The 21339-nt window shown below is 60.8% G+C and carries 23 protein-coding genes, 1 tRNA gene and 1 pseudogene; 9 read left to right on the top strand and 16 right to left on the bottom strand.

From position 1 onward, the window contains the following. Positions 1–47: 47 nt before the first annotated feature. The gene (locus tag FEZ63_RS10370; RefSeq protein ID WP_150943965.1) at positions 48–1199 is read right to left on the bottom strand and encodes a serine hydrolase domain-containing protein; all 1152 of its coding nucleotides are present in this window, start codon (positions 1197–1199) and stop codon (positions 48–50) included. Here FEZ63_RS10370 and FEZ63_RS10365 point away from each other — a divergent pair. Continuing rightward, a complete protein-coding gene (locus FEZ63_RS10365; RefSeq protein ID WP_150943963.1) occupies positions 1189–1422 on the top strand; it encodes a hypothetical protein in 234 nt (77 codons plus the stop codon). The two genes, FEZ63_RS10370 and FEZ63_RS10365, sit on opposite strands and share 11 nt — an antisense overlap. Positions 1423–1685: 263 nt before the next feature. On the opposite strand, the gene FEZ63_RS10355 is transcribed toward FEZ63_RS10365, so the two are convergent. The 4 genes from FEZ63_RS10355 to FEZ63_RS10340 all read right to left on the bottom strand — a co-directional run bounded on the left by FEZ63_RS10355 (position 1686) and on the right by FEZ63_RS10340 (position 6866). Continuing rightward, positions 1686–2432, bottom strand: coding sequence for a hypothetical protein (locus FEZ63_RS10355; protein ID WP_201274129.1), 747 nt, complete (start codon positions 2430–2432; stop codon positions 1686–1688). A 459-nt stretch (positions 2433–2891) separates the two neighbouring features. Beyond that, positions 2892–4694 (bottom strand): arylsulfatase, encoded by a 1803-nt coding sequence (locus FEZ63_RS10350; RefSeq protein WP_150943961.1) that lies wholly within the window; start codon positions 4692–4694, stop codon positions 2892–2894. 292 nt (positions 4695–4986) lie between these two features. Next, positions 4987–5631, bottom strand: coding sequence for an HAD family hydrolase (locus FEZ63_RS10345; RefSeq protein WP_150943960.1), 645 nt, complete (start codon positions 5629–5631; stop codon positions 4987–4989). A gap of 311 nt (positions 5632–5942) precedes the next feature. Further along, complete coding sequence (locus FEZ63_RS10340; protein ID WP_150943958.1) at positions 5943–6866, bottom strand: LysR family transcriptional regulator; 924 nt, start codon at positions 6864–6866, stop codon at positions 5943–5945. A gap of 123 nt (positions 6867–6989) precedes the next feature. Here FEZ63_RS10340 and FEZ63_RS10335 point away from each other — a divergent pair, with 123 nt between their 5' ends. Beyond that, on the top strand, positions 6990–8024 hold the full coding sequence (locus FEZ63_RS10335; protein ID WP_150943956.1) for an aldo/keto reductase: 1035 nt from the start codon (positions 6990–6992) through the stop codon (positions 8022–8024). An 867-nt stretch (positions 8025–8891) separates the two neighbouring features. Here FEZ63_RS10335 and FEZ63_RS10330 read toward each other — a convergent pair. The 5 genes from FEZ63_RS10330 to mnmA form a co-directional block, all read right to left on the bottom strand. After that, a tRNA-Met gene (locus tag FEZ63_RS10330) sits at positions 8892–8968 on the bottom strand. Positions 8969–9140: 172 nt separating this feature from the next. Beyond that, positions 9141–9359: a hypothetical protein gene (locus FEZ63_RS10325; protein WP_150943954.1), complete on the bottom strand. Its 219-nt coding sequence runs from the start codon at positions 9357–9359 to the stop codon at positions 9141–9143. A gap of 50 nt (positions 9360–9409) precedes the next feature. Continuing rightward, entirely contained in the window at positions 9410–9625 is a 216-nt protein-coding gene (locus FEZ63_RS10320) for a hypothetical protein (protein WP_150943952.1), read from the bottom strand. 359 nt (positions 9626–9984) lie between these two features. Then, positions 9985–10626 (bottom strand): class I SAM-dependent methyltransferase, encoded by a 642-nt coding sequence (locus tag FEZ63_RS10315; RefSeq protein ID WP_150943950.1) that lies wholly within the window; start codon positions 10624–10626, stop codon positions 9985–9987. Between the two features lie 21 nt (positions 10627–10647). Continuing rightward, positions 10648–11802 (bottom strand): tRNA 2-thiouridine(34) synthase MnmA, encoded by a 1155-nt coding sequence (mnmA, locus tag FEZ63_RS10310; protein ID WP_150943948.1) that lies wholly within the window; start codon positions 11800–11802, stop codon positions 10648–10650. A 234-nt stretch (positions 11803–12036) separates the two neighbouring features. On the opposite strand from mnmA, the gene sciP reads away from it, so the two are divergent. Next, positions 12037–12312: a CtrA inhibitor SciP gene (sciP, locus tag FEZ63_RS10305; RefSeq protein WP_150943946.1), complete on the top strand. Its 276-nt coding sequence runs from the start codon at positions 12037–12039 to the stop codon at positions 12310–12312. Positions 12313–12523: 211 nt separating this feature from the next. Continuing rightward, positions 12524–12718 (top strand): annotated as a pseudogene (locus tag FEZ63_RS10295) (helix-turn-helix domain-containing protein); the annotation flags it as partial. 6 nt (positions 12719–12724) lie between these two features. On the opposite strand, the gene FEZ63_RS10290 reads toward FEZ63_RS10295, so the two are convergent. The 3 genes from FEZ63_RS10290 to FEZ63_RS10280 are packed head-to-tail and all read right to left on the bottom strand — an operon-like array spanning position 12725 to position 14814. Next, positions 12725–13552, bottom strand: a complete 828-nt coding sequence (locus FEZ63_RS10290; protein WP_150943944.1) for a class I SAM-dependent methyltransferase — start codon at positions 13550–13552, stop codon at positions 12725–12727. 7 nt (positions 13553–13559) lie between these two features. Beyond that, positions 13560–14561: a lysylphosphatidylglycerol synthase domain-containing protein gene (locus FEZ63_RS10285; RefSeq protein WP_150943942.1), complete on the bottom strand. Its 1002-nt coding sequence runs from the start codon at positions 14559–14561 to the stop codon at positions 13560–13562. Then, entirely contained in the window at positions 14545–14814 is a 270-nt protein-coding gene (locus FEZ63_RS10280; protein WP_150943940.1) for a hypothetical protein, read from the bottom strand. Before FEZ63_RS10280 ends, FEZ63_RS10285 begins: the two co-directional genes overlap by 17 nt. Positions 14815–14900: 86 nt before the next feature. Here FEZ63_RS10280 and FEZ63_RS10275 point away from each other — a divergent pair, with 86 nt between their 5' ends. Further along, entirely contained in the window at positions 14901–15542 is a 642-nt protein-coding gene (locus tag FEZ63_RS10275) for a GNAT family N-acetyltransferase (RefSeq protein ID WP_150943938.1), read from the top strand. 54 nt (positions 15543–15596) lie between these two features. On the opposite strand, the gene fliJ is transcribed toward FEZ63_RS10275, so the two are convergent. After that, positions 15597–16001 carry a flagellar export protein FliJ gene (fliJ, locus tag FEZ63_RS10270; protein WP_150943936.1) on the bottom strand — a complete coding sequence of 135 codons (405 nt, stop codon included), beginning with the start codon at positions 15999–16001 and terminating at the stop codon, positions 15597–15599. 502 nt (positions 16002–16503) lie between these two features. Here fliJ and ctrA point away from each other — a divergent pair. Continuing rightward, positions 16504–17205, top strand: a complete 702-nt coding sequence (gene ctrA / locus FEZ63_RS10265) for a response regulator transcription factor CtrA (protein WP_150943934.1) — start codon at positions 16504–16506, stop codon at positions 17203–17205. A 66-nt stretch (positions 17206–17271) separates the two neighbouring features. Here ctrA and chpT read toward each other — a convergent pair whose 3' ends face one another. Then, positions 17272–17913 (bottom strand): histidine phosphotransferase ChpT, encoded by a 642-nt coding sequence (gene chpT / locus FEZ63_RS10260; protein ID WP_150943932.1) that lies wholly within the window; start codon positions 17911–17913, stop codon positions 17272–17274. A 172-nt stretch (positions 17914–18085) separates the two neighbouring features. Here chpT and FEZ63_RS10255 point away from each other — a divergent pair, with 172 nt between their 5' ends. The 3 genes from FEZ63_RS10255 to FEZ63_RS10245 all read left to right on the top strand — a co-directional run bounded on the left by FEZ63_RS10255 (position 18086) and on the right by FEZ63_RS10245 (position 20985). Further along, a complete protein-coding gene (locus tag FEZ63_RS10255) occupies positions 18086–18928 on the top strand; it encodes a 3'(2'),5'-bisphosphate nucleotidase CysQ family protein (RefSeq protein ID WP_150943930.1) in 843 nt (280 codons plus the stop codon). A 163-nt stretch (positions 18929–19091) separates the two neighbouring features. Continuing rightward, positions 19092–19700 (top strand): DUF1134 domain-containing protein, encoded by a 609-nt coding sequence (locus FEZ63_RS10250; protein WP_150943928.1) that lies wholly within the window; start codon positions 19092–19094, stop codon positions 19698–19700. A 205-nt stretch (positions 19701–19905) separates the two neighbouring features. Continuing rightward, a complete protein-coding gene (locus FEZ63_RS10245) occupies positions 19906–20985 on the top strand; it encodes a coiled-coil domain-containing protein (protein WP_150943926.1) in 1080 nt (359 codons plus the stop codon). Positions 20986–20991: 6 nt separating this feature from the next. Here FEZ63_RS10245 and FEZ63_RS10240 read toward each other — a convergent pair whose 3' ends face one another. Continuing rightward, on the bottom strand, positions 20992–21315 hold the full coding sequence (locus tag FEZ63_RS10240; RefSeq protein ID WP_150943924.1) for a hypothetical protein: 324 nt from the start codon (positions 21313–21315) through the stop codon (positions 20992–20994). Positions 21316–21339: the final 24 nt, after the last annotated feature.

Below are 21339 nucleotides of genomic sequence, written 5' to 3'. Positions count from 1 at the left end.
CTTGAGAAGCGTCGTGCGGCTCGCATGAACTGATAGGGGTAGTTCCCTCAAGAAGTCGCGCCCACATGACGAGAGATGCTGGACCGCGGAAAGCTCCGCGAGTTTTCTGTCTGCTCGAGGCCCTGCATGATTCTCAGCACGTTGTAAGATATGTAGGCGCTGATCTCCGCATCCCCGTTGAACAAACCGCCGGCATTCGACAGGAAGAATACTCCAGCCTGTGATGCATCTGTGCCGGGATCGGAGCTAGGCAGGAATGCCATGAAACTCGAATATCCCGCCAAGTCGCCGTCCTTCCAGACGCACGCGAAGGTGTCGGTTGTCTCTGGTGTCAGGAACCACCCGAGACCGAGACTATCCTTCCACGGGGTCGTTACCGTCGTTGAGGGCGACTGAAGTGCCGGGAGCAGCGGGGACAGGATCGGATCCGTTTGAAGTCCCATGTTAAACCGGAGCCATGTCATCATGTCGTTTGGCGAGGCAACGATACCGCCGGCGCCGTTATAGGCCGGGAAGAATGGCCACCCCGGTTGAACAGGTGAGGCCACATTCTGAGAGTAATCGAAGCCTCGCGGCAGATGATTGATTCTTACCTCATCGAAGAATTTCGACGACATCGAGAGCCGATCGAAGATGTAGGTTGCGGCCAGATTCTCGAACGTACTGCCCTCACCTGCGATCGTGGGAAGAACGGCTCCCATGATGCCAAATGCCAAGTTTGAATAACGATAAGTCGCATCCGGCACTTGGGGATGAAGGGCATTCATGCTGAGATATCCGAGCATGCCTTGCGTTGAATACGGCTGTGCCAGGTATGGGAGATAGTCCCGGGCGTTCGCGTTATCCGTCGGCAGGCCCGATGTGTAGTTGATCAACGACACAAGCGGGATCGCGTTGAATTGCTGCGCGATATCGAGGCCAAAGTCACCAACGACTGGGGAGGGATCCGTGACCTGCTGGATGAGAAGGGCATAGAGCGTTGCGGTGAATGTCTTTGAGACGGATGCAATCTCGAACGGGGTGTCGCTGGTGAAAGGCAGCGCGAAGCCGTTCTGGTTGAGGAGATTCCCCGCAAGGTAAATGTTCTGGAAGTCAGGCCCGACATATCCGATTGCGAACCCGAGTCCCTGGGACTGTTGCGCAAGATAAGGAGCAACGAGATTGTCGAGTTGCTCAGTGGTAGGTTCGATGATCGACATGCTTGGCCCTCCTATCGCATCATTTACGACAGCCAAGCTTGTTGCAATCAGACTCTTTGCGTCAATTCAGAGAATCCGCATCGTTGTGTCCTCCCTAATTCATCGAGGACGCGTGCGCCGCCTCAGCACAGGCAAGCCGCTCGGCTTTGTTGCGGTTCCGGCTGATGCGTTGCGGGCAGGCATGGCTAAAGCCGAATTGCCTGAGAATGTCGTCAACAGTTGAGTGAGCATCCAGAACGACTTCGCGGCTGGGGCCTTCAACATTGTAACGGGCGATGTTGAACGCCTCGCAGGCCGTATTCCGAAGTCGCTTCGCTGAAGGGGAGCTGCCGTGCTCAGTCGCGCGCCATGCAACACTCCGCTGGGGAGCGAAAAAAAGGTCGGCGCGGCGGCAAGGCAACGGAGTGCGGCCAGAACGTCAGAGTCGCGATGGTTTCGCGACTCTGCACTCATTTGCTCGGTTGTGCGTCGGTTCGTTCGAAGCGTTCAATAGCAACGGGGATAAGGATAATAGCCGCACGGCGGAGGCGGCGGGGGAGCGTAGGGGTTATAATACGGTGCTGCGACCGCAGCTCCGACCGCCGCGCCCGCGACAGCCGCTCCTACAGCAGCCCCAGCGCCCGCACCGTACCAGGCGCCGCGATAAACGGGAGCATGCCAGTAGGCGCCTCCGCGATATCCTCCGCCAGCGGCGACACCGTGGAAACCGCCAGCGCCGCCCCACCGAGCCGCAAAGAAGTCAATGAACAAGGCGGCGGGTCCGGTCGCGCCGTTGAGCTTTCCTTCGAGGATGGCGACATCGAAGGTGAGCGTGGTGCCTTCCAGCTTGGCGGATTTCAGGGTCACGACTGCGTCGGCCACATCCGATCCATTCCCACCCAGCACCGATATGGTGGCATTCGGTGGATCGATGGCGAAACTGTCCTTGCCTTGATCCCATTGCATGATGAACTGTTCTGTCGTCACGTGTCCGGCGGCGCGGACCGGGCGGTCGGCAAACACAATCGAGTTTGCCGAGACGCCGGTCAGGATGAGTTTATCGCCTTCGAGGCGAGCCCCCGCCGAATTGATGACAGCAAGCGACGGCTCCGGCGCGGTCGCGGTGGCCACCCCTATGGTTTTCTGAAGAGGGACGTGAGTCTTCTTGGCCGCGTCTTGTGCCACGGCTTGGCCAGACGCCACCGCGATCCCTGTCAGCAGAAATGCCGCATGGACCAGATAATTGAGATTCATAATCGAGTTCCTCTGTCACTATGAGATGCATCGTCAGCGGGGGCTCCGACGAATCGGAGCGGAGATCGGTTTTTACCGACGCCAGCAATTTTGCGCGCAAGTTCCAGATTCCTGGTCGAATGCAAAAACCTGCTTCGATGATTCCTTCTGATGACGGACCACCTCATCGCAGTTGCGCATGGTAGAATGCCGATCGCGCAGTCCGTCCGCGGGATCATATGCCTATTATAGCCACTGGAGCAACGGAGGAGTCGCTCAAGATGTGCCCTCGTGTTGAACGCAATCTGTTTCGAGTCGGGGCGCGATCTGACCGGCAACCTCCCGCCGCTGCCGGGCATCTTTCCCGACTACGTGGCGCGATGGGCGTTCGGACCTCGCGCGACTTGCTTACGAAGTGCCCGCCTGCCACCGATCGGCAGGCGGACCACTTCAAGACAGCTTGGTAAAACCAGTTGTCGATTATCGCGGAGCCTGGAGTTGTTCCTGGATCATGCGGTTCAAACCGCCGCGAATGCGCTCGAGGTCCAACCCTTCGCTCAGTGATTTTTTAGTCTTGATTTCGTCCATCATGCTTTCGAGGATGTTTGCCGGATTGAAGCTCGGTGGGAACGAGCGCGGGGGAAACTCCTTGAACGTCGCCACGAACTGGAACACCTCGTCCATCATCCCGTAGGCGCTTCCGACGTGATTGAGTTGCCAATCCCAGAAGGTGTTGGATGTGATGTCGGCGCGTTCGAACGGATCTTGCATCAGGTTGAAAATCTTCTGCAGACGGAGCGTCGTGAAGGGTTCGGCCCACACGGCCATCGTCCCCTCTTTCCGCTGCTCCGAGAAGACGTATTTGTAGTCGCCCTGACGCATCCCGACCAGCAGGCCGTCATCGTCGGAATAGAAAAATTTGTTACGCGCGGTTTTGGCACCGTTATTGTTCGCTGCGCTGCCGCTTACATTGCGCAGGAAAGCGGATTGATCGTAGCCATCCAAGTGAACCTTGTAGTTGATTCCGTTCGCCGTATAGCCCCCCTTGAGCTTGTTCACGATGTCCGGCTCGCCCGCGATCGCACAGAACGTGGGGATCCAATCATTGTGGCTCATGAGTTCATTGGTCACCGTGCCAGGCTGGATCGCGCCCGGCCATCGTACCAAGCAGGGCACACGGAAGGCACCTTCCCAATTGGTGTTCTTCTCGCTGCGAAACCATGTCATGGCTCCGTCGGGCCACGTGTTCATGTGAGGCCCGTTGTCGGTCGAGTAGACGACGATTGTGTTCTCGGCGATGCCCATGTCGTCGAGAGATTTCAGTAGGTTTCCGACGATATCGTCGTGCTCCATCATGCCGTCGATATATTCGCTGTCGCCATGAGTATAGCGCCCGCGGCGCTCCGGTCGAACATGCGTGCGTAGGTGCATCCGCGTGCTGTTGAACCAGACGAAGAACGGTTTTCCGGACGATTGCTGCCGCTTCATATAGGCGATAGCGGCTTCCGACGTTTCATCGTCGATCGTTTCCATGCGCTTTTTGGTGAGCGCACCCGTGTCTTCGATCGTTTGCTTGCCGATCTTTCCGAAGCGTGGATCGATCGTGGGATCGTCGATGTCGCTCGCCTTACACCTGAGGACACCGCGCGGCCCGAACTTAGCTTTGTAGGAGGGGTCTTTTGGATAATCGGGAAGTTCCGGCTCTTCTTCGGCATTGAGATGGTAAAGATTGCCGAAGAACTCGTCGAAGCCGTTCACGGTGGGCAGCGACTCATTCCGATCACCAACGTGGTTCTTCCCGAACTGGCCGGTGGCGTATCCGAGATTCTTGAGCAATCCTCCAATCGACGGATCCAGCTGGCTCATGCCCATCGGCGCGCCGGGAAAGCCGACCTTGGTCAACCCGGTGCGAATGCCGTGCTGGCCGGTGAGGAAGGCGGCCCGCCCGGCGGTGCAGGATTGCTCGCCGTAATAGTGTTGGAACCGGATGCCTTCGCGGGCAATGCGATCGATGTTCGGGGTCTCGTAACCCATGAGGCCGTTGGAATATGCGCTGATGTTTGCGATGCCGATGTCATCACCCCAAATGACCAGGATGTTCGGCTTCTGTCCGGGCGGGCTCGCTGGCGTCGGACGCGCGAGTTGCGTCTGCGCAGCTGCCGGTGCCCCAGTGACGGTTGCAGCCGCCATGGCAGTGCCGGCAAGCAGGATATTGCGGCGGCTCAAGCCTGCTGCCGATCGATCCTCGCTTAGCTCGTTGTCTCGGGACACATCGTGGCTCATGATCCATTCCTCTCTCTAACGACGCATCGAAAACGGAAATGGCTGCTCGACATGTCGACGGGCTGAGCATGTCGCGCGCCGGGCGCGCGCAGGTGCATGACGAGACCCGGCTCGGCAGGTAAACTAGGTCGAAATGCGCAGGCGCGTCAAAGTTGTTCCTATGCAGTTCTGGCGATCTAGGCCGTCTGGACGGTCCGGTCCGCGTTGCAGATCAATTCGCAAGAGAACGGAAAATCGCGGCATCCGTCTGTCGAAGGTGTTCGCGCACATTCACGGACGTGAACGCCCCCACTCAAGGCCACAGGTGCCGCAACCGGGGATGTTCCTGAATATCCTTTATCGACGTGAAGGCGGCCCCGTCCCAACCGACGCTCCTCGCCAGGTCAACAATCTCAGGCTGATCGTCGAAGAACAACGGTCGCTCCCCCGCACTGATCCCAAGCGAGCGATTGATTGCTTCGAAGAACCGTACATCGTTCTTTGCGTACCCGATTTTGGCGCTGTAGAAAATTCCGTCAAAGAGCCTTGAGAAACCCAGCTCATTCCAGAGGTAGTGAGCGCGGTTGTGCTCCTGCCCGGTCGCAACGAACATCGGTGCTCCGCTGCGTTCCCTGATCTCCTCGACCAGGCTGATAACATCCGCATTCACGTTCGAATCCTTCTCGAACCAGTAGCGCATGAAATCGTCTACGCTGCCGTCGTAGCCCACCTGCGGAAGAGCTTCGGCCAACGCGTCTTTCAAATCGAGGCGACCCGAGACGCACTCAAACATCGGCGACGCGGATCGGCTACCGGGAGCGCCAAAAAACAGTTTCTGGAAGGCCTCGCGGTCGATTCCGAGATCGGCCTCGATCATCGCGTCCCATGGCTTGCGCAACGTGTTGTTTGCATGCCAGCCGTCGATGAGCACCCCATCAACGTCGAAAAAGATCATCATGACATCACCTGCCGGAATTCCTCTCGGGCCGATACCATGAAACGAGGCTGGGTGTTATTGGCCGCTTCTTCGATGAGGTTGCGGCGGAACTTGGACGGACGTTCGACTTCTCCAAACGTGCCGAAGAGCGAGAAGGGCGAAGTCCTCGCGGGTCGGGGTCCAAAATCGCGGCTGGATCTAATGGCGAACAGTCGAACGCGAGAGCGCGCAGTTCATGCACTTGAGGACTGCGGTGATGCAGCATCTGGTGTCAAACACAACCAACGCTCCGCGCCTTGTCTGAGGCAACGAAGTGGGTCCTCGCCTCACGATCACCATGCGGTAGAACGCGGTGGCAGCTCCAGTCCAGGAACCTGCGCCAGACCCGTAACGAGATGCTCTACAAGAGCACGGACCTTACGGGGGACAAACCGCCCTGACGAATACACCGCATGCAGATCCATCGGTGGATAGGCATAGTCTTCCAGGACCCGCACCAGCTCGCCGTTCTCGAGCAAGTCTTGGACTAGTGGCAGTTGCACACCGCCGACGCCGAGTCCTGATCGCAGCGCCTGCACGAGAACGAACGAATTATTGGCCCGAAAGCTCGATCTGACAGCAACCGTGACCGGACCCTGAGGACCGATCAGGGTCAGATGCTCGCCCGCAGACGTCCAGCTAAAGCGGACATGGTCGTGCCGGGTCAGCTCGTCCGGAGTTGCCGGATTCCCATGGGCCGCGACATAGCCCGGTGAAGCAACGAGGATGCGCGATACGGATCCGAGCTTCCGCGCAACGAGACTTGCGGAGGCGAGTGTTCCGAGACGGAACGCCACGTCCACGCCTTCTCCAATCAGATCAGCGACATGGTCGCCGAGGATCAGCTCGACCGTGAGACCCCGATGTTCGCGGTGGAACTCCACAATGAGCGGAGCAAGGTATTTCTGGCCCAGTCCGCTGGGCGCCTGCACGCGCAGACTGCCCTTGAGTTCGCTTGAGAGACAGAGGAGGTCTTCCTCGACCTCCGCCACCTCGTCCAAGATCTGCCGGGCCCGGGCGAGGTAGGTCTCCCCGCTCGCCGTCAGCGTCAGCTTTCGCGTGCTGCGATGAAACAGGCGAGTGCGGAGATGGCGCTCGAGGCTTGCGATCTGCTGGCTCACGGCCGGCTGGGTGAGGCCGAGCTCACGGGCAACCGCCGACAGGCTGCCCAGTTCCGCCACCCGCACAAAGGTGGCCATTGCCGCGAAGCGGTCCATAGGTGTTTATCTCTAAGTTCTGCTTATGGACGATAGTCGAAACACCCGCCTTCGCAAACCACGGTGAATGGCTCATGTCTTCTCCCGACAACACGCTCACGCAGCGCAGAACAGGAACTCGACATGGAATACAGACGTTTGGGAGCCTCAGGCTTGAAGGTTCCAGCCCTGAGCTTTGGAGCCGGAACCTTTGGCGGTCAGGGACCCCTCTTCGGCGCCTGGGGCCAAACGGACGCGCAGGAGGCACGCCGGCTGATCGACATCTGCCTGGAGGCCGGTGCCACGCTGTTCGACACCGCCGACGTGTACTCCAATGGAGCGTCCGAGGAGGTCTTGGGCGCCGCCATCAAGGGGCGCCGCGACTGGGTTATTATCTCGACGAAGACCAGCCTTCCGATGGGGGATGGACCAAATGATGCAGGCTCCTCCCGCTCCCGTCTGATCAGGGCGTGCGATGCGGCTCTGCGCCGGCTCGGCACCGACTACATCGACCTCCTGCAACTGCATGCCTTCGATGCGGGCACGCCTGTCGAAGAGGTGCTCGCGACCCTCGATGACCTCGTGCGAGCTGGCAAGATCCGGTATGTCGGCGTCTCCAACTTCTCGGGCTGGCAGGTGATGAAGTCGCTGGCTGTTTCCGACAGGCATGGTTGGTCGCGCTACGTTGCCCATCAGGTCTACTACTCGCTGATCAGTCGCGACTACGAATGGGAGCTCATGCCGCTCGGATTGGATCAGGGTGTCGGCGCCTTGGTGTGGAGCCCGCTTGGCTGGGGACGGCTGACCGGGAAGATCCGGCGGGGCCGGCCGTTGCCGCAGGGCAGCCGGCTACACGAGACCGCCGAATTCGGCCCTCCCGTCGACGATGAGCACCTGTTCCGCGTCGTGGATGCGCTCGATGAGATCGCGAATGAAACCGGCAAAACCATACCGCAGATCGCCATCAATTGGCTGCTGGGACGCCCGACGGTGTCGTCGGTCATCATCGGTGCTCGCAACGAGGAGCAGTTGCGCCAGAACCTGGGTGCTGTCGGCTGGACGCTCACCCCAGATCAAGTGGCGCGGCTGGATGCGGCCAGCGCTGTCACGGCACCCTACCCGTACTTCCCTTACCACCGTCAGGAAGGCTTCGCGCGATTGAACCCGCCGGCAGTCTGAGGATGCACGCAACTTAAGGCCTACAAAAACTTCATTTGTTTGGATCAGCGTTGGCGACCGTTAGTGTCCAATGCCGGAAAGGTCGCCCAGTCAGAAACAAGGGCCCGGCATTCGCGCGGTGCAAGTTCTCGGATGCATCGCGTGAAGGTCGGGTTGGGGGTTAAGGTGCGCGACGACTCGCTCTGGCTCGACAATCGGTTCTTTTAAAAGCCTGGGCAAGAAGGGTAGCGAGGCGAGTCCGGCCAAGCTCAAGGGCGCGTATTTCACGATCGGCGACAAGGCCAAGGATGCCGATGACTATCTGATCTACAACAAGAAGAACGGCAAACTCTATTATGACGCTGACGGCAGTGGCGACGGTGCGGCAATCCAGATCGCCACGTTATCTAAAAGTCGCATAGACGAACAAGGACTTCTTCGTCATGTGATACTTGCGGGGCGGCGGTTCTACGGCCGGAACCTATTCCCTTGCTACCGACCGTCGCGCGGGCAATGCCCTGGCGGTGTTTTTATCCCCATCAGGCAGCCTAATCGGCACGCTAAAGCTGATGCGGTTGGCGTGGCCGACTTTGTGGCCGCGCCTTTCAGCGCCAGCGCATCCTTCTTCGCGGCATGGTAGAACCGATACACGATCCGGCCGTCGCTGAGGTCGAACGAAGTTCAGGTCCCTCAGAAATCGAGGACGGTTTGGATAGCCGTGGGCGATTACCAAGGCCAGCGTATCGAGGTGAAGGGCTCAACCGACGGGGCAACCTTGCGGCCTAGTGAAAACTGTTGAAATGCAGGGAAATCGGCCCCAACGGCGTGCAACACACTCTCGGGCAATAAAAATCCCGCCAAGTCGTTGACCAAGCGGGCTTTTTAAAATGGTAGCGGAGGAGGGATTTGAACCCCCGACACAAGGATTATGATTCCTCTGCTCTGACCAACTGAGCTACTCCGCCCCAGAACGGGCCAAGCCCGCGTCAGAGGCCGCGATATAGGGAAGATTTTGTTGCCGTGTCAAGAATGAGCAGCGAGGTTTCGGGGGGATTTGGCACCCGAGAAAAGCGGCGCGACTTCTCCCAACCGGCGCGAGGCTCATCGCCCGACCGCTCAACGCCTCGGACGCCTATGTCAGCCCTTCGGCTTGTCGCGCCAGAGCTGGAACCCCTCACTGGCGATCGCCTGCTCGATGGCACGACGCGAGAACCGGTGGGGCGGCGCCGCGCGCGCTTGCAGGGTACCGGTAAGGCCCCACGGCCCGTATTTGGCCGGGAGCTTGCTGCCGGCCTCATCGTCGGCGAAAGCGTGAAGATCGTCCCTCGCCTGGGAGATGAACATGAAGATCCTCATGGAACGTTCCTTCGTGAGAGCAGCAAAACCTGTCCGAGTGAAGATAGCGCTCAGCAGAGAGAAGTCAGCTTGACGGCGTCAGCGCGAAGCCCGAACCGATCCGCCAGATGCCACTGAAGCTCCCGTGCCGAATGATACAGGTAGGTGCAGTCCACAAGATGGCTGATATCGCGTTTGGCGCCGAAATCCTGGGTCCAGATACCAGCGAGCGTGAAACCGGTCGTCCAGCCGTTGCTTCCCGCCGTTGGGCTAAAATGAAATTGCATGTCGAAGTCTTTTTTTTGCAGGCGTGGCCTGAGGCCGTCCGCCGAATGGAATGGGAGTCCCAAAACCGATGGTCGGAATGCGCCGACTCTGTCGAATGTCAGGAAATTCTTTGCTGCGGCACTCGGACCTGAGGGCTATCGACGTCCGTCGATCACCTCGTCGTTGGGCACGAGCCGCAAAGTCACAGCGATTATTCTCGATTTGAAGAAACGTCGAAATCATAGACCGCATGGTCGAAACGGTCGTGATTCGAACATCCATTCTAGCTGCAACGAACTCTATATATCCAGTGACAATGGAAATTGCAAGTTTGTTGTCTTATTTCCTCCGTTTCGACCTTGCTTTCGGCCTCTCCGGGTCAGTTTTTCTTCCGGATTCGCATCAATTTAAAGAAACCCATCGGGAAAAGGGATTTCAGTTCCACCACGTCCATGAAGCCGGTGCCGCGTGCCCACTCCTCCACCCGGGAGGCTTTGAAGGCGGAGCTCCAGCCGATCGCCTTCATCAGCGGCGAGGCGAACTCTTCCAAGGCGGCGACCGCCCCGGCGGGCTGGCCGAAATGGTTGGCCAGGATGATCTCACCGCCCGGTCGGAGTACACGGGCGAACTGGTCGAGGGCCGCCTCCGGCTCCGGCACGAGCGTAATGATGAACTGGGCGGTGACGGCGTCGAACATGCCGTCGGGAAAGGACAGATGGGTCACATCCATCACCTGCAGGCTCTTCACATGGGAAAGACCGCGCTTGTCGACCTTCGCTTGCGCCCTGCGCAGCATGTCCTCGGATAGGTCCACGCCATAGACCTCAGCCTCCGGCGGGTAATAACCGAGCGCCAACCCGGTGCCGACGCCGGCTTCCAGAACCCGCGGGCCGCAGGCAAAAGCCGCATTGACGGCGGCGCGGGCGGCAGGTTCGGTGAGCTTGTCGTAAACGACGTCGTAAATCGGGGCCCAGCGCGCGTAAGCCTTGCGCATCGGGGCCGTCGTCGGTCCGTCCGTCATGTAGAATCCCTGGTCGAAGTGTCAGGCGGCGGCGGGCGCTGCCTCGGCGGAGGTGCGGGCGATCGTCCCTCCTCCCAGAACCCGGGCGCGAGGCAAATCACTCTCATAGATGACACAAGCTTGACCGGGAGACACCCCGTCTTCCGCCGATAATAGCTCGACCGTTGCCGCGGTCCCATCGTGTCGGAGGATTGCGGGTCGCGGTTCGCGGGTGGAACGGACCCGGACGGCCACTTCAAGGCCGGCATTCCCGAGGCTCTCCACGGGTACGTCGCCCAGCCAATTGACGTCGGTGATGCGGATCATCCTCGTCGCCAAAGCCTCGCGGGGGCCGACCACGACGCGCGCCGCCTTTGCCTCAAGCCGGATGACGTAGAGAGGCTCGCCGGTGGAGACGCCAAGTCCTTTCCGCTGGCCCACCGTATAATGGATGATGCCGTTGTGCTGGCCGAGGACCCGGCCGTCGAGATGGACGATGTCGCCGCCTTGCACCGCGCCCGGCTTCAGCCGCTCGATCACGTCGCTGTAGCGCCCCTGCGTGACGAAGCAGATGTCCTGGCTGTCTGCCTTCTCGGCGACGGTCAGCCCGAACTCGCGGGCAAGCGCCCGGGTGTCGTCCTTCGGCAGCTCGCCCAAGGGAAATCGAAGCAGGTTCAACTGCTCCGGCGTCGTCGCATAGAGAAAGTAGCTCTGATCGCGGCCCGGATCGGCGGCGCGGTGCAGGGTGCGCCGCCCATCGGGCAACCCGCGGCTGGCGACGTAGTGGCCGGTCGCCAGAACGTCCGCGCCGAGCTCCCGCGCTGTCTCGAGCAGGTCTCGGAACTTGATGGAGCGGTTGCATTCGACGCAGGGGATCGGCGTCTCCCCATCAAGGTAGCTCTGGGTGAAACGGTCGATGACGGCCGCGCGGAAGCGGGCCTCGTAATCGAGCACGTAATGCGGAATCCCGATGGCTTCGGCGACCCGGCGCGCATCGTGAATATCCTGGCCTGCGCAACAGGCGCCTTTTCGATGCGCCGCCGCACCGTGATCGTAGAGCTGCAGGGTAATTCCAAGCACGTCGTAGCCCTCCCGTTTCAGGAGAGCGGCAACGACGGAGGAATCAACGCCACCCGACATGGCGACGACGACCCGCGTTTCCGACGGGTCGCGGGGAAGGCCGAGAGAATTGAGCATCACACCATCCAGAGGCGCCGTTCAAGGCGGCGCACGGGAAGCAGCAAAGAGATCTCTATAAGCGCTGCGGCCGTGGAATTCCAGAGCGCCAAGCAACATCAAAGAACGAGCTCTTAACCATTATGGCGAAATAGCGGCAGACAGGTAAGTTGCGTTCTGCGCTTAGGAAAACATTAAGTCCGGCCATGTAATTTGAGGTTCTACGAGGTCGTTGAATTTTTGTGTGAGCGTATCATGACCGAACCCCACCGCCCGAGGGTCAAGTATGTCATTGGGCCCGACGGCAGTCCGCTAACGATTGCTGACCTACCGCCTTCCAGTACTCGACGCTGGGTCATCCGTCGCAAAGCAGAGGTCGTGGCCGCTGTGCGCGGCGGTCTTCTCAGCCTCGACGAGGCCTGTCAGCGCTACACGCTGACGACCGAGGAATTCCTGAGCTGGCAACTTTCCATCGACCAGCATGGGCTTGCGGGACTCCGCACGACGCGGATCCAGCAATACAGGCAGTAAGAGCCATTACTTCCAAAAAAGGCATCGCTCGACTTGAGCGGTGCCTTTTTTGCTTGGTGAGTAAGACGGGCGGAAGCTTTCACTTCCGTTAAGCTATTCCTAACCACGATCGGTGCTAATCGGGCGGCACAGTTGCGGTGAAAGCAGGACCCCATTGCCTTTGGCCTTTGATACAGCAAGCTCCCCCGCCTCTTCCGGCAACCTGCGATTTGTCGGGCAGACCGTCGCCGATGTGGAACGTCACCTGATCCTCGACACGCTTGACTACTGCAAAGGCAACAGAACGCACGCGGCAAGGATTCTCGGAATTTCAATCCGCACCCTTCGCAACAAGCTCAACGAGTACAACGAGGCGGGAATCCGGGTGCCGGAGCCGGGCCAGATTCGCCCGCTTCCTTGCGTCTGAATTTGCTTAGCGCTTGCGCAGCCAGACGCTGGTCTCGTGGGCGTCAGGGCGGATCGGGATCTCGGCCAGAATGGCCGGCGCGGCCGGTCCCACCAGATGCCGGACGACAAAATGGCTGGCGAAAACCAGTTCGTAGCCGCCTCCCTGCAGAAGCGCGCCCACGACCATCTGCTCGTTATAGCCGCGCCAGTTCCAAGTCTCCGGGTAGGCGTATGGCAATGTGATATCGTGGATATGCACAAGCGCGCCCGACGCAAGGCGAGGCAGGACGTCGAGAAAGAGACGATCCACGTCAGTGCCGGGCATCGCGATGTGGCTCGAATCGACGAACAGCACATCGCCGCTCCCGATCGCGGCGAAAATCGCAGGATCAGCCTCGTGCAGCAGCACCGGGAGATGCCGCACTGCGAGGCGAGCAAGCGCTGCCCGCGGCGCGGGATCGATACAGACGATTTCCGTTGGGAGCGCCCCGTCCCGCACAGCCCGGGCAAGAAAGCGGGTGGAATGACCTGAGCCGATCTCGACGATCCGCCGTGGCTTGTGCGTTCGAACGATCGCATAGGCGGCAGCGGCATCGAGGCGCGGGAACCAGTCCTGATCGAAGCGGGCTTGATCGTCGTCCTGCTCGATGGCCCGCAGGTCGGCCGAGAGCGCGTTGATCTGCGCCAGAACCGCCGCGAACGATGACGATGCAGCCTCGAACAGGGGCTGGAGGGCCGGATAATCGAGCGCTGTGACGCTCTCCGCGTAACGGTAGGGGATAAAGAACCCGCGCTGCCTGAGCCCGAGCACCGTCGACAGACCAAATCCCGATCGGCGCCAGAAGGTCCTCACGGTCAGATCAGATCAGCGGGGACGGCGGCAGCGGCCCATCTCCGGGCGCCAGCCGTCCGCGCCAGGCCTGGGCCAACCGGGCGCGCTCGAAGAGCACGACCACGACAAGCGAGAGGGCGAAGGGGATCAGCAGATAGAACAGGCGAAAAACGATCAGCGCCGCCAGGACATCGGGCTTCGGAATGTCCGGCATGGCAGTGAGAAAAACCAGCTCGAAGACGCCGAGACCGCCAGGCGCATGGCTGACGAGCGCCGCCGAAAACGAGGCTAGAAAGACTGCGAGGACCACGACGAAGTTCGGCTCCAGATGGGCCGGCAGCGCGAAATAGATGATGCCGGCAGCGCCAAGCAATTCCAATGGTGCAGCCAGAAGCTGGCGCACCATGATGGTCGGGCGCGGGTATTCGAGCTTGGCCCTGCGGATGACCACCGGCGGCAGGTGCAGGATCGAACCCACCACATACAAGACGACGAAACCGAGAAGAAGCATCCCGACAATTCGGGCGGTGGCGGGGTTGGTCAAGGCAGCCGGGAGAAAGTCCTCCAGGCGGTGAAGAAGAGTGGGATCGAGTGTCAGAACCGCTCCGCCCAGCAGGATCGTGCCGAGGCCGAAAGTGAACGAACACAGGGCGACCAGCACGGCGATCTGAGGCGCTCCGAGGCCCTTCGACGTGTAGGCGCGATAGCGGACCACGGCACCGGAGAATACGGAAGCCCCGATATTGTGGGAAAGCGCATAGGTGGTGAACGAGGTGACCGAAACGAAAAGCCACGAGATGTGGCGGACGCCAAGATGGAGGAGCGCGATCCGGTCATACCAGGCGAGCGCCAGGTAGGCCACGATGGTCGAGGCCCCCGCCAGCGCGTAGCGCTGGCCCGGAATCGCCGTCAGACTGTCCCAGACATCGTCGAGAGAGAGCCCGCGAAGCTCACGATACAGAAGCCAACAAGAGACGACGACTGCGACAAGCCCGATCAGAGGCCAGATAAACTCACGCACATTTTTCATCGACGTCGTCAGTCTCCTTCAGCGACGATCCTTGTGTGCCAGAATCCCGTTGTTCTGCAAGGGGCATAGGCCCCGGTTTGTCCCTACCGACCGCCCAAGCTTCAAGAATGCGGCTCGGTTCGCGCCGGAGCAGGGTCGCTGAAATCACGCCGAAAATGCCGTCGGCAGGCTGACGCCTGATGCGCCCACCCGCCCTGGTGTGCGCATTGGCCGCCTCAATGGCCACACTGAACGCCTTCGGCTCGAGCAGCATCGACCCGAGTCCTTTCGAGTGTTGCCGATTGCTCTTGGGGCTGGCTCGTGAGAAATCCATCATTCTCAGTGCCAGGAGGACCATCCATGACGTCGCCGGACTCGATCCTCCTCAGTCTTGAGGGATATACCGACATTCCCCCCGGCAAGGTCGCGTCGATCGTCACATATTTGGAAATGCACGAGCCGCCGGCCACATCCAGAACCACGCCGCTGGGTGGGTACGCGCTCGAGCGGCTGACCCACGATCTGGGCCGCTACCGCGCACTCTTCGCCCAAATCGGCGAGCCGTGGCTCTGGTTCGGTCGCGCCGTCATGGACGATGCGAGTGTCAGCGAAATTCTCCGCCATCCCGATATCGAGGCCTTTGCGCTCGTGCTGGACGGTGTCGATATCGGGCTGCTGGAACTCGATTTCCGGCCCGAGAACGAGGTGGAACTGGCGTATTTCGGGCTCGTGCCGGGCACGACCGGCAAGGGGATTGGGCGGGCCCTCATGGAGGAAGCGATTCGACGCGCCTTCGAGCGGCCCGTGAAGCGCTTTTTTGTCCACACCTGTTCGCTCGACCATCCCGGCGCGGTCACGTTTTATGTGAGATCGGGCTTCCGGCCATATAAACGCGCGGTCGAAATCGCCGATGATCCCCGCCTCGAAGGTTTTTTGCCCCTGACCTGCGCGCCTCAGGTCCCGATCATCCATCCCCGTGACCCTGGCGCCCAACAGAAATAGGCGCGCTACCGCACGCTCATTCCTTGTTGGACTCTGACTCGAGAATGAATGCCGTCAGGCGGACGCGCGCATGACGCGCCGCTGCGCCAGATGGCTGATAACAGCCTGATCCCGAACCGCATCAAGACTGCGCTCGCGGTCGTCCAGGCTCTCGGCCTTCTTCAATTCCTCAAACGCCTCGCCGAGTTCGGCCTTGGCGTCGTCGAGTTGTGCGTGCAGGTTTGCGCCCGACTGGCGCAGATTGTCCCGGCGCTGCGCAGCGGCACGCGCATAGGTGGGGTAAGCGAAGTGGTTCGGGTCGGAGATTCCGGCCTTCTGCTCCTCCATGGCGATCTCCCGATCGAGATCAGCCGCCATGCGATCGAACTCTGCGATCATCATGTCGATCTGTGCGACCCGCCGACGTTTTTCGTCGACCTGAAAGCGCTTGAGGCGGATGAGCGTGTCCCGCGACTTCATATTGATTGAACTCCACACGTCGCTGTTTCATGTGCCCGGCTGATCGCTCAGTTACCCGCCGGCCATGCGCTACCATCTCGCATGGAGGTTGACCGTTCCTTACCGAAGCCGACGAAAGACACTAGCCCGCAGCCTTGCGCCCGACGCGGCGAGCTCCCGGCGGGAAGCATCAACCTTTCATTTACCCCTTTCGTTAAGACTGCGCGGGAGCCAGGCCGAGACCTCGGAATCGGACCTGCGCGAGGCTTTTCCGCCTCGTCGGCGAAGCTTTTTGGAAGGCAATGGGGTTTACGGATGGCAAGCCACCTGTCCGGCAACGGGCGCTACGAACAACTGATGTCTGGCATCAGGTCGTTAATCGCTTGCATGTGCGAATCAGGGTTTGTTAACCATTCCGTATTAGCGTTGCGAATCAGTTCAGAGGACATCCGCGACACGCCCTGTCGCGGGTGGGCAGCCAGAGGCTGTTCGGTGGTCCATGGGCAAGGGCTGGGGATTTAACATGCGCGTACTTCTTATCGAAGACGACAGCGCAACTGCGCAAAGCATCGAGCTGATGCTGAAGTCCGAGAACTTTAACGTCTATGCGACGGATCTCGGCGAAGAGGGCATCGACCTCGGCAAGCTCTACGACTACGATATCATCCTTCTCGACCTGAACCTCCCCGACATGTCGGGATATGAGGTTCTCCGCACCCTGCGGGTCGCCAAGGTGAAGACGCCGATCCTCATCCTGTCCGGCATGGCCGGCATCGAGGACAAGGTGAAGGGCCTCGGCTTCGGCGCCGACGACTACCTCACCAAGCCATTTCACAAGGACGAGCTGGTCGCGCGCATCCACGCCATCGTGCGGCGTTCCAAGGGCCACGCGCAATCCGTCATCACCACGGCCGACCTGGTGGTCAATCTCGACACCAAGACGGTCGAAGTCGGCAGCGCCCGCGTTCACCTGACCGGCAAGGAATACCAGATGCTGGAGCTGCTCTCGCTTCGCAAGGGCACGACCTTGACGAAGGAGATGTTCCTCAACCACCTCTATGGCGGAATGGATGAGCCGGAGCTGAAAATCATCGACGTGTTCATCTGCAAGCTGCGCAAGAAGCTCGCCAATGCGTCGCAAGGCAAGAACTACATCGAAACGGTATGGGGACGCGGCTACGTGCTGCGGGAGCCGACCGAGGCCGAGCAACGCATCGCGGTGTAATTTGCCCTCATACGGAACAAAAGCCCGGCTCGATGCCGGGCTTTTTCGTTAGACGTGAAGCTTCCTTCAGACGGTCGCCGAGCGAATGGTGACCTCGTCACCCTCGATGCTGAAGGCGACGTTCATGCCGGCGGCGCGTGCCACCTCGCCCGCGTAATAGACCTGGATCCCGTGCGCATCGACGGTTCCGCTTTCAGAATGGCCCGCCAGAAGGTCTTCGGCGTGGGCGGGGATGCGGGCGTTGATGCCTTTCGAGTTGATCAGGAACTCGCATTTTTCAGCATCGCCCGAAACGTGAACGGAAATCGAGCCGCCGCGCGGGATCGCCGTGGTGGCGATCATGATCAGGTTGAGCAGGAGCTTGACCCGGTTCTTCGGGAACAGAAGACGCGGGGCAGACCATGTGAACGAAACCTTGTCGTCCTGAAACATGCCACGCGCGACCTGCTCGGCATCGCCCAGGTCGATAGAGGCACCGGCCGATCCTGCGGCGCCGAAAGCGAGCCGCGCGAATTGCAGGCGGGCAGAAGCCTGGCGGGCGCTCTTTCCGATCAATTCCAAGGCAAATTCCCGCATCGAGAGGTCGTTGTCGTCTTCGAGAACCTCAAGCCCATTCACGATCGCTCCGACGGGCGAGATCACGTCGTGGCAAACGCGGGAGCAGAGAAGAGCGGCGAGGTCGAGCGATTCGAGCGAGATCGTTGCCATGAGGGCTCCAGAAAGACCGTGATTCGGCTAAATCCACCGACGTTCGAGGATTCGAACTGCCTTGAGGTAGCCGAGAAGAGAAGAAGACGTGAACCCGGATAACCGGCAATGAGTTCTTTGAAAAGCGGGCAAAAGAATCGACAGGCCTCGCACGAACGGGCACAAAGTCACCATGCGCCTTGATGATCAGGATGCCAACTCGATCGCCTTGAGCCTGGCGCCGATCGCCATCGGGGCCGGGCGCCTGCTGCGTCGCATGGAATGCGCCTTCATCGAAAAGCGCATCAAGGAAGACGGCTCTCCCACCACAATGGCCGATCTCGCCGCCGAGCAGTTGATCATTCGGCTGCTGGGCGAGGCATGGACAGGAGTGCCGGTCGTCGCCGAGGAAACGGCGAGCGACGTGCAGCCGGACCAATTTTTCTTTCTCGTCGACCCCCTCGACGGCACCGGCGATTTTATTCACGGCACCGGAGAATACAGCGTCAATATCGCGCTGATTCATGGCACCCGTCCTGTCGCCGCCGTGGTTGCCGCCCCGGCGTTGGCGCGCGTCTGGATCGCCGGGGATACGGCGCTGATGGCGGAGATCCCGCCGGAGGGCCATGACGGCATGGAGTGGCGGCCCGTCAGTGCCCGCACGGCTCCGGAATCCGATCTGATCGCCCTTGTCAGTCGCCGGCATGGCGACCACGCGACCGAAGCATGCCTGTCCGCTCTCTCCATCGGCACCCGCCGAATGACCTCCTCGGCGCTGAAATTCTGCCTGATCGCCTCGGGGGAGGCCGATATCTATGTGCGCTGTGGGCCGACGATGGAATGGGACACCGCGGCGGGCGATCACATCCTGAGCCGGGCCGGCGGGGTCGTGATCGGGCCTGGGGGCCCTCCCCTCACCTACGGCCATGCGGATCGCGGTTATTTGAACGGCCCTTTTGCGGCTTTGGGTGACGCGACAATCGCACCGCGGCTGTCCCTTCCGGTCACTTGCTCACCGGCGAAGGCCATGTCCTAGCGGCACGTCGGCGTAGACGGATTATTAGGGTTGATGGTCTTAAAATCGCACCATCGGCGGCATAACCGCCGGAAGTCCCTGGACGGATCTCGACCACATTGCCCGCATCCGTTCAATTTCATGCGGAGTCGCCCGAGCGGCGTCTCCCGCGAGGAGATTGCCTATGCGCTCGCGATACACGCTCATTGCCGCGGCCACTGCGGTGGCGGTTCTCGGTGCTCTCCCGTCAGGCGCGTCGGCCCAGCCGCTTCAACCGGCCAGGGCTGCCTATTCGAACCCCGGCGATCCGAACTCCTACCGGTCGGAGGATCTCGTCCAATCCGGCCACCAGTTCTTCGGATCGGCCTCTCGCGGCCTCGCCCTGACGGTTCAGGAAGCGGTCCGTCGGTGGGGCGAGCCGAACGGCTACATTCTCGGTCAGGAGGCGGCCGGCGCCTTTTTCGGCGGCCTTCGCTATGGCGAAGGCAAATTATTCACCCGCAACGCCGGCGAACGCCCGATTTTCTGGCAGGGGCCCTCTCTCGGCTTCGATGTGGGTGGCGAAGGCTCCCGCACCATGATGCTGGTCTACAACATGCCCAGCACCAACGCGCTTTATAAGAGGTTCGTCGGCATCGATGGCTCCGCCTATTTCATCGGCGGCTTCGGCATGACCGCGGCGGCGGCGGATGAAATGGTGGTGGTCCCCATCCGGACCGGGGTCGGAGCGCGGCTCGGCGTCAATATCGGCTACCTGAAATTCACCCCGGAACCGACCTGGAATCCCTTCTAGGACAAGGTTCGGCAATCTTGACGTGTTGATCCGGGGCATTTTCAGGCCAGCCGGACATCACAACCGGCTGGAAAGCGGTCGAGGATGCGCTACAACGAGCTTTCTTGAGCACTGCTCTGGAAAGCCGCGCAGGCACGAGGCAAGGTGCTTGAGCTTCTGAGTCAAGCAGCACCTTGGAGTGTGTGTCCGCGTGGTCGAAACCGTCATGATTTTCGTATTGGGGTTTTTGGCCGCGACCCTGATCGCCCTGCTCATGATTCCGGCCATCAATCAGCGGGCGGAGCGCTTGGCCCGGCGGCGCGCCGAAGCGCTGTTTCCCATGTCGATTGCCGAACTGACCGCCGAAAAGGACCATCTGCGCGCGGAGTTCGCGGTCCTGCAGCGCCGGATCGAGCGAAGGGCCGAAGAGGCACAGGCCGTCAAACATCAGAGCATGGCGGAACTCGGCCGCCGCGCCATGCACCTTGAGACCCTCGACAGCACGCTTGCCGAACGCAACGAGACGGTAGTGAGGCTCGGGAGCGATTTGGCTGAGGCGCAGGGCGCGCTCGCAGCGTGCGAAACATCGCTTGCCGAAACCACGGCCGCGCTCGCGGACCGCCGCGAGATCCTGGCGGCACTTGAGATTACCCACCGGGCGACAGTCGACGAACTCGCGACCATGAGACGGGATCGCGATCAGTTGCGAGCCTCCCTTTCGGTAACGACCTCGGAGTTGACCCGCACCTCCCATACCCTCGGCGAACTCGAGGACTCCTATGCCAGGATCGACGCGGCGCTCACCGCGGCCTTGAGTGAAATCGATGCGAAACGCATCACGATCTCGGACCTCGAAACGCGCCTGATGACCCAGAGCGCACGCGGAGACGACTTCGAGCGGGCCTTGAGCGAACGCCACAGCGAATTGTCGGACGAGCGGAAGCGGCTGGCTGTGCTGGCCAAGAGCCTGACCGCCGAGCAGGAACGAGGCCTGATCCTGGAACAGCATATTCGCGAGGTCGAAGCCGAGCGCGACGGGAAGGCGATGGAACTTTCGGCGCTTGCGCTGCAACTCGAGAACGCCCGTTCGAAGTCGGCAGAACATGCCGCGCGAGCCGCGCAAACTGCATCAGCCGAGAACGAAGAATTGCGCCTGCGGATCAAGCAGTTGGCCGATCAGATTCTCGCTGCCGGCAAAGCCGCCGCGCAAGGCGAGAGCAAAAGCGTGAAGAACGGCGGCAAAGCCAGCAACCGATCGGCGAAAGGCGCCGGCAGAAACTCGGGAAAACGCAAGCGGCCGGCGTAAGAGCACTTATTTCGGATCCAGTGTCCGATCCCGTGCGCCGGGACTGCCAGGCGGCGGGATCACGGGTGTGGTGCCCGGATCAGGCACAGGCGCCGGAACCGTCATCTCGGGCGTCGCGTCGACAGGCGGCCGGATGACGCCGTCACTCCTTCGCAGCTTGTCGCTCAGCGTCGAACCTGTCTCGGACGGATCCTGCGGCTCGATTTTTTCCGCAGGCATGTCCTTGGGTGCGGGCATGTTCGGCGCCTGCGGCGGCAAAACCGGCGTCTGGGCGAGAACTCCGCCGCCGGCGAAAGCCAGGACGCCCGCGGCAATAATGAAACGCTTCATGGATCCGCTCCTTTAGAAAGGAAC

This window comes from Microvirga brassicacearum, assembly GCF_008757455.1.
Lineage (GTDB): Bacteria > Pseudomonadota > Alphaproteobacteria > Rhizobiales > Beijerinckiaceae > Microvirga > Microvirga brassicacearum.
Note: the sequence above shows the minus strand (reverse complement) of the source record. Positions and strands in the feature narration are given on the sequence as shown.